General features: G+C 70.3%; 7 protein-coding genes and 1 CRISPR repeat array. Of the genes, 6 read left to right on the top strand and 1 reads right to left on the bottom strand.

The window, feature by feature from the left end; genetic code table 11:
• Positions 1 to 309 precede the first annotated feature (309 nt).
• The 5 genes from IF01_RS0140465 to IF01_RS0140440 all read left to right on the top strand — a co-directional run bounded on the left by IF01_RS0140465 (position 310) and on the right by IF01_RS0140440 (position 5,762).
• Entirely contained in the window at positions 310 to 1,068 is a 759-nt protein-coding gene (locus IF01_RS0140465) for a MerR family transcriptional regulator (RefSeq protein WP_030398633.1), read from the top strand.
• Positions 1,069 to 1,294: 226 nt separating this feature from the next.
• Entirely contained in the window at positions 1,295 to 1,849 is a 555-nt protein-coding gene (locus tag IF01_RS0140460; RefSeq protein WP_078880769.1) for a SigE family RNA polymerase sigma factor, read from the top strand.
• On the top strand, positions 1,846 to 2,466 hold the full coding sequence (locus tag IF01_RS0140455) for a hypothetical protein (RefSeq protein ID WP_030398631.1): 621 nt from the start codon (positions 1,846 to 1,848) through the stop codon (positions 2,464 to 2,466). The genes IF01_RS0140460 and IF01_RS0140455 overlap by 4 nt, the downstream gene beginning before the upstream one ends.
• Before the next feature lie 175 nt (positions 2,467 to 2,641).
• Complete coding sequence (locus IF01_RS0140450; RefSeq protein WP_078880768.1) at positions 2,642 to 3,607, top strand: phosphotransferase family protein; 966 nt, start codon at positions 2,642 to 2,644, stop codon at positions 3,605 to 3,607.
• 156 nt (positions 3,608 to 3,763) lie between these two features.
• A CRISPR array of direct repeats spans positions 3,764 to 4,423; the repeat unit is 29 nt; unit sequence CTGCTCCCCGCGCATGCGGGGTTGGTCCC.
• A gap of 931 nt (positions 4,424 to 5,354) precedes the next feature.
• A complete protein-coding gene (locus IF01_RS0140440) occupies positions 5,355 to 5,762 on the top strand; it encodes a hypothetical protein (protein ID WP_030398629.1) in 408 nt (135 codons plus the stop codon).
• Between the two features lie 123 nt (positions 5,763 to 5,885).
• Here the strand turns inward: IF01_RS0140440 and IF01_RS0140435 are convergent, their stop codons facing one another.
• Positions 5,886 to 6,206 carry a hypothetical protein gene (locus IF01_RS0140435; RefSeq protein ID WP_030398628.1) on the bottom strand — a complete coding sequence of 107 codons (321 nt, stop codon included), beginning with the start codon at positions 6,204 to 6,206 and terminating at the stop codon, positions 5,886 to 5,888.
• 412 nt (positions 6,207 to 6,618) lie between these two features.
• On the opposite strand from IF01_RS0140435, the gene IF01_RS0140430 reads away from it, so the two are divergent.
• Complete coding sequence (locus IF01_RS0140430; RefSeq protein ID WP_030398627.1) at positions 6,619 to 7,869, top strand: hypothetical protein; 1,251 nt, start codon at positions 6,619 to 6,621, stop codon at positions 7,867 to 7,869.
• Positions 7,870 to 8,106 lie beyond the last annotated feature (237 nt).

Genomic DNA, 8,106 nt, shown 5'->3' with positions numbered 1-8,106 from the left:
GCAACCCGACCACCACCGCCGCACCACCCACGCCCTCGACGCCCTCACCCGCGGCGCCCACCTCCCCCTCCTCCTCCACGGCACCCCCGCCGAATAACCCCGGGCTCTCTGCCGGCAGCGGATCGCTCCGATCCGCTGCCGACCGCGCCGTTCGACCTTGCGCTGCCTCCACCGGACTCGGGGTGCAGGCCGTGCCTGTTCGATCGCGGAGGATATGGGCCTCGGGGTTGAAGTTGCCGCTGCGGCAGCTCCTACGGTCATAACCAGGGCCGGAGAGACCAGCCCTGCGACACACGTGCAGGAGTCGTGATGGACTGGCCGATCTCAGAGGTGGCCCGGATGTCGGGCGTGACCGCGCGGACACTGCGTCACTACGACGAGACCGGCCTACTGCCGCCGGCCCGGGTCGGCGCCAACGGCCACCGCTACTACGAGGAGCACCAGCTTCTTCGGCTGCAACAGATCCTCGTACTGCGGGCGCTGGGCGTCGGGCTGCCGGAGATCGACCGGATCCTCGCAGCGCGGGTCGACGAGGTGGATGCCCTCCGCGGCCACCACCGGCGGCTGCTCGCCGAACGGGACCGCCTCGATGCCCTCGCCGACACCGTCTCCCGCACGATCGCCGAACTGGAGCAGTCCAGGAAGGACGGCACCCCCATGACCATCAACCGCCCGGAGAACCTCTTCGAGGGCATCCAGCCCTCCCAGTACGAGGACAGCCTGCGCGACTTCCCGGAGTTCGCCGAAGCGGCCAACCAGCGGGCCGCCACGATGGATCCGACCGAGGTCGAGGCCAGTCAACGCGAGCGGACCGCACAGATGATCCGGCTCGCCGAACTCATGACCGCCGGCCTCCCGGCCGACGCCGAACCCGTTCAGGCCGAGACCGACGCCCAGTACCGGGCCCTGGTGGAACTGCACGCCGTGTCCGCCGAGGACTTCCGCGCCATCGGCCGCTCCTGCGTGGACAACGACGCCTGGCGCACCGCCTACGAGGCGATCACCCCTGGTCTGGCCGCGTACCAGCGCGACGCCATCGAGGCGTACGTCACCACCCGGCTGACCTGAACGCTGACCTGACCGCGGCGCAACCGCCATCTCGCCACAGGCCCGTGATAGCGGTTGTGCCGCGCCGCGGCGGCCGGCGGTGTTCGACACCGAAGACCCGCTCCGGCTTCCTCAACAGCGCGAAGCCGGCCCGGCCCGGCGGTACATCTGACGCTCGATCATTCTGATTCGGCGACGTGGCCTGAAGGGAACCCGCTCGGCCTCCCAGGTTGTCCAGTAGAACGATATGACGACACGACCTGCGGGAAGGACGCCGGTGCGGGACTCGCCTTCCGACCATGAAGCGGACTTCATCCGCTTTGCCCACGCTGTCCATCCGGCGATGCTGCGCACCGCCAGGCTGCTGACCGGGGACCCGCACGCCGCCCAGGACTTGGCCCAGAGCGCCCTGCTGCGGATCTACATGTCCTGGGGGCGTTCCGATACGTGGGACAACCCTGCGGCCTACGCCCGCAGGACCCTTGTCAACGTCCACGCCACGTGGCGTCGGAGGCACTGGTACCGGGAGATCCCCCACCGCAGCCCCCGCGAGCGGGGCCAGGCCCAGGACCCCGCGCAGAGTTGTGGGGACCTGGTGGACCTGGAGCGCGCTCTTGCCGCGCTGCCGGCCGCGCAGCGCACGGTCCTGGTCCTCAGGTTCTACGAGGACCTGAGCGTGGAGCAGGTCGCGCAGCTGCTGGGGTGCTCGGTGGGGACGGTCAAATCCAGGACAAGCAGGGCCCTGGACCGCATCCGCGGACGGGTGGAACTGTCCGGACGCGCAAGGAGGGACCAGGAATGAACGACTTCGAGGGCCGGGAACAGGAGGAACTCCGTTCGGGTTTGAGGGAACTGGCGGATCAGCAGGTTCCTGTACCGGCGCCGGTGCGCGAGGTGGTGGAGCGCGGGCGGCGCCGTCGTCGGGTGCGGGTGGCCGGTGCGGTCACGGCCGTCGTGGCGTGCGCGGTGGCGGCGGGCGTACTGTCCGGGCCGCAGTCCGCGCCGGACGAACGCCGGTCGGCGCAGGCGGTCGCGGAACCGACGGTCTCGGCGACGGCCTCCGAATTCGCATCCGCACCGGCAGCGGCAACGGCACCGGCTCCGGTCCGCCGCGAGGTGGATCCCGCCGGTCCGCCGGCCCAGCCCGGCAGTCCGGTGCTGGGCCAGGCGTATCCGTTCGACTGGGACGTCCATTGCGGGGCGCGGTACCTGCGGTTCGCGGGGAGGATCTGGCAGGCGCAGGCCGAGGTGTCACTGCCGCCGGGGCTGCCGGGAGTCCACGGGCCGAACTCCGCTCCGCTGGTGGTGCCTGGCTATGTGACGGTCACCGGGGCGGACACGGCCCGGTTCGAGGCGCCCGGCTACCTTCGGGAACCGGCCGCGTTGCGGGCCGTGGACGACGCACCGCTCTGCGCGTGAACCCGGGGCGGTGCCCGGTGGGCACCGCCCCGGGTTCGCGTCAACGGGGACAGAGCTGGTGCAGGACCTTCTGTTGTTCATGCCGGAATCTCAACCCGCGCGCCGATCGCCCCGCCACTGCGTTCTCGTCGGCAATTCGATTGCCGCGCGACGCGTCGATCCCTAGGGTCGACGCATGCCGCAGCCGGGTCAGCCACCTCCAGGGACCGCGTGGGCCGAACCGCTGTTGCGGGAGGTGTTCCCCGAGGCCGAGGTGGTCGAGGTACTGCCGCGTACGGGCGGCCAGTTGAGCACGGTGTACGAGCTGCGCTGCACCGATCCCGCCCACTCCGCGATCCTCAAGGTGTACGCGCCCGAGTGGGCGTGGAAGCAGGCCAAGGAGGTCCACGTCTACCGGTTGCTCGCCGGCCTCGACACCCTCCCGGCACCGCGAGTACTCCACCACACCCCGGACGGAGCACCCGGCGGCCGGGCCGTCACGATCCTGAGCCTGCTTTCGGGGCTGCCCCTGTCGGAAGCATCGAAGGATCTTGATGCCTCACAAATCCCTTCCTACTACCGGCAGATGGGCGCCTCCCTCGCCACGATCCACCAGATCGGCCAGGAGGCCTACGGGTACGTGACCGACCGCATCCTCGACCCTCGCCCCGACAACGGCACCTACATGCGTCACCAGTTCGCCAAGAAGCTGGCGGAGTTCAAGACCCTCGGCGGCGACGACCGACTCCACGACGCGGTCGCACGACGCATCGAGCGCGACGGATCCCTGTTCGACAACTGCCGGGCCGCCGTTCTCTGCCACAACGACCTCCACGAGGGCAACGTGCTCGTCGGCCCCGGTCACGCGACCCGCGTGACCGGCATCATCGACGTCGAGAACGCGATCGCCGCAGACCCCCTGATCGACCTCGCCAAGACCGACTACTACGCCCTCGGCCGCGGCGAACCCGAACGCCAAGCCCTGCTGGAGGGCTACGGTCCACTCCCTCCCGATGCGGCAGAACGCCTCGACCTCTACCGGCTCTACCACGCCCTCGAGTTGTGGGACTGGTTCCGCTCGATCGACACCGTGGGCCCACTGTCCAGCATCGCCGAGGACATCGCCCGGCTGGCCGACCGGCGCTCCGACTCACCTTCGTGACTCGTGCAACTCGCACAGCAAGCGGATACGGAGCCGGTCAGGATGGATAGGCTGACGCTGGTGCGCAGCCCGCCGATGAAGGTGACCGAAATGCCCGAATCTCTGGAAGTTGCAAAATCCCGCCCCAACGCCGGATAGACCCGCAGCTCACCAACTCTGCTCCCCGCGCATGCGGGGTTGGTCCCGAGGTCAGGCGCAACGGGCGCCGGCCCCACCAGCTGCTCCCCGCGCATGCGGGGTTGGTCCCCGCGTGGAGTACTTCGTCCGGGAGGCCAGCCTCTGCTCCCCGCGCATGCGGGGTTGGTCCCCGCGTGGAGTACTTCGTCCGGGAGGCCAGCCTCTGCTCCCCGCGCATGCGGGGTTGGTCCCCCACTGCCCAGCCCTGGGCTGCGGCTGGTGCTGCTGCTCCCCGCGCATGCGGGGTTGGTCCCGGGAGCCGCGCGCTCGGCCTGCAGTACGTCCGCTGCTCCCCGCGCATGCGGGGTTGGTCCCAGGCCCGCGCTGACCAGGGCCGGGTACTCGTCCTGCTCCCCGCGCATGCGGGGTTGGTCCCCGGATCCTGTTCGCCTCCGCCCGGCGGCTGGGCTGCTCCCCGCGCATGCGGGGTTGGTCCCGGAGGGTTCCCCACCGAGTGTTGAAGGGCGAGCTGCTCCCCGCGCATGCGGGGTTGGTCCCCTGGCCGCGCGACGGCTGCGACGGCTGCGACGGCTGCGACGGCTGCGCGACTGCTCCCCGCGCATGCGGGGTTGGTCCCTTGGCGACGACGTCAGCGGGCTTGGCCTTGAACCTGCTCCCCGCGCATGCGGGGTTGGTTCCGGCATCAAGGGCCACGCCGTCGCAATCAACGTCTGCCCCCGCACCGGCTGACGAAGTTCACATATGCCGGATGCACGCGGGGCCGTGAGCGAGCCGGCGGCCCCTGTTCTCCGAGTGGCCTCCGAGGTCGGGTTGGCGGCCGAGGTGCCAGTCCTCGTCGAGGCCCACCCGTGACCCGGCCGCCCTTCGGGCCCGACGAACTGTGAGCAGCAAAGGGTCCGGTCCACCCGTTTCCCAAGCCAGAAATGCAGACGGGGTCCAGCGCCTGTGTGGCGCCGGACCCCGTCCGACTGTGGAGCGCCAGGCCCGGGTTGCACGGACTCTTCCTACTGAAAGTAGGACGTGCTCTGGTAGCACCGCTGACGCCTGGCGAGGAATCATCTCCCTCGCGACATCAAGAAGATTAGCAGCTCAGCGCCCATGTTCCGAATCGCGGTCGAGTCATGGCCGAGGTGGAGACGCAGGCCTTCCGGGGACCTCCCTTCGAAGCCTGCACGGAACCGGTGGAACTCACCCGGGTGTCCGACTGCATCGGCGTTCGAGACCTCCGCCAACGCCTCGAAGAACTCCTGGCACTCGAAGCGACCGACGACGGAGTGCGGCGGAGTCGGCCGTAGTGGCGAGGTTCGTTGCCCGGCATAACGCCGCCCCTGCGATTCCGCTGGCGAAGTCGAAGCGGGGCCCGCGGCTGCTCGATCCGCAGAGCGGACCGGACGCTACCCGTCAGGGGAAGCTGAAGCGGGTGCCTCCAGCACGGCAGGACCGTCTGCCCGCCCGGAGGGTCCGGGTAGACAGCGGATGCGACGGAGCAGCAGATCCATGCGCTCGGGTATCAGACCGAGCGGTTCCGGCTCATCCTCACTGTCTCCCTGAGTGGAAGAATTGGTCTGTCGGCCAACAGTCGATCCGGCCGCAACGCTCGGAAGGCAAGATGACTCACTCCTCCACCGCTGCCCTGTTGGGTGCGACGGCCCTGATCCTGTTCGAGACGATCGCGATCGTTCTCTTCTTCTGCATCGCGATGCCGCTGTTCGCGGGTGGTATCGCGTTCGAGGACGAGACGGCACCGACTCCGGCCTACGTGCCGTACGGGTTCCTGGTCGCGGGGATCGTCATGGCCGGGGTCAACGGTTGGGCGGCTCGGGGCCTGTGGGCGATGCAGTCGCCGAGCACGGCGTCCCGTGGATCCTCCGCCTTGGTGGGGGCGGGAGCGGTGCACATCCTGCTGCTCGGGTTCGGGCTGCTGTCGGGGGAGCACCTGTTCACGATCTTCGCGGCGGCGGTGCTGGCCCTGCTCGCCGTGCTCGCCCGGCCGGCGTTCGCGAAGCCGTCCGGCTGACAGCAATTGTGGTGGAGTGGGAAGTCGGACTCTCCGACTTCCCACTCCACCGAACGCCCTCGACGGCCCAACTGATCGTTTCAGAATGAGTTGAGCTGTGGGCCTTGTGCTCGGCGATCTTGGTCAGCCAGGTGTCCAGGATGCGTGCTGATCCTGTTCCACTACCTCCGCGAGCGTGAGGGTTCCGTCCTCTGCCTCGACGACTCGCACCGCGATCCCTCCGCGGTCCTCACCGGGAAACGCAATGGAGAAGTGGGGATCTATCTCCATGAGGAAGTCCCAGCCCTCGCGTTGGGTCGTGTCAAGGGCGTTGGCATGCCGACCGGTTGCCCGCCACTGGCCGACTGCGTCAACAGAGACGGTAATGTCGATGTCGTACATCTCAAGGCAAGTCGACTGATTGGCCCACCATTCGAGGCGGCCCTGGCTCACAAATCGATCCATGAACTCACTATGCCCGGTGCGTAGGCCAGCCGGGTAAGCCTGTACGGCGGCCTGGCCGTCGTGGGCCAGGCCGCGAGACAGAACTGAATGGGGCGGACCAGACAGGTCCTGCCTCAACCGGCTCCAGCACAGGGCTGCGGTTCGATCGGCCCGCGCGGGGCCGCTCGCGGGTCGCAGGGGCCCGCGGTCGTCCGCCACCCCGGCCAGCGACGCCTTCGGCAGCGGGTCGTCCCGCAGGGCCGGTTCGGGACGGGCGCCGACGCGGAGCGGGCACGCTGTTCGATAGTCTTCGGCGCGGAGTCACGGCCGGTGGCGGCCGCCCCCGAAAGGCGGTAACTCCCCACTGTGGGAACGTACTCCGCCGTAGTCCTCGCGCCGGGCCACCGGTGCGATACCGCGCCGGGAGGGGCCGATGGAAGATCCGGAGTGCTGCGTCGAGGCGTTGTTCGACGCGGAGGCCGAGACCCCGGCCGACATCGCCCAGCTGTGGACGCCCGCGCTGCACCGCTCGGTGATGGAGCGGCTGCGGGCCGCACCGGGGCCCGGCACCCGCGTTGTGCACGAGTACGTCTCCGCCGTCCACCGGACGCCCGGGACGTACCGGTCCGGGCGTCGGCGGGAACTGCGCAACGACCGCGCGGTCCTGGAGGCCGTCGACCACTGGGTCGTGCGTGGTCCGGACGGCGCGGACGCGACGCAGGCCGCGAGCATCCTCGAACACGGGATCGCCTCCGCCGTACGCCGCTACGAACCGGAACGGGCGAGCACCTGGTACGCCCTGTGGCGCGGCCACCGCCGGGGGCGGCCGCTCCGCCGGCACCGCGGGTTCCACACCTTCATGGAGGGTGGCGTGGACGACTGCCCGGACTGCGTCCGCGACATGGACCGGCTTGCCGACGGCGGTTTCGAGCGTGAGGCCGCCGAGGCGGTCGCCGCGGGCCGTCCGGCCGCCGAGTGGACGGAGCAGGCGGTTCGGCTGGTCGCCTGGGTCACCGCGCAACACCACCCGCACTTCCGGTTGTTCACCCGGCGTGACACCGGCCACGTCTGGTACCTCGACCTGTTCGGCACCGGCGTGCTGGTCTTCGACGGCCGGTCCGTCAGCCCCGCGCCGATGCCCTACACTCTCGAACCCGCCGACGACCGCGCGTTCGTCGCCGGTGCGACCCGCTGCGAGCAGCGGGCGGTGGCCTTCTCCGGGAAGCACAACTACCGGGCGGCGCTGCGGTACGGACGCCAGGTACTGCTGGTGGCGGGTACCCACCACGCCTCCCGGGGCGGGGCGGAGATGGACTACTCGCTCTGGCTCTCGCCGGGGACGGCCGAGGCGGCGGCCGGGCTGATCGAGGACTTCACCGCTTCGCTGCCACGGTCCTACCGGCGTGTCCCGGCCTGGTCGGACGCGAAGCGCTGGTCCCTCCTGCGCAGATACAGCGGTGAGCCCGCGCTCGGGGTCTGGGGCCGCCACTGGGCAGCGGGGATCCAGGGCGCACGCCCCGAACACGAGTTCGCCGACGAGTCGGCGGCGATCGCCGCCCTGGAGGCGCAGGAACTGGACTGGATCAGAGCCGGCAAGGTGCTTACCAACCTCTACCTGCGCGTGCCCGCACCGTCGCTCGTCACCGGGGCACCCGGCCCGCCGGGCGGCGGGAGCACGACGTGATCGGCCACCGGGCCGCACACCGTACCGCGTACCCGGCCGTACACCTTCGTCGACGGTCGCCCGGACGGGCCGTCGCCTCGACGCCCACCGGCTCTACCGTGCGCTCAAGTGTGGGACTGGCTCCGCTCGATCGCCACTCTCGGCCCCTGGCGGCTTCGTCGACGACGTTGCCCAGCTGGCGAACCAACGCTCCGCAGCGCCGTCGTGCCCCGGGCCAGGCGCAGCCCACCCAACCGT

It is taken from the genome of Kitasatospora purpeofusca, from assembly GCF_000718025.1.
Classification (GTDB): Bacteria; Actinomycetota; Actinomycetes; order Streptomycetales; family Streptomycetaceae; genus Kitasatospora; species Kitasatospora purpeofusca.
The sequence above is the reverse complement of the archived record's forward strand: the minus strand, read 5'-3'. Positions and strand labels throughout refer to the sequence as shown.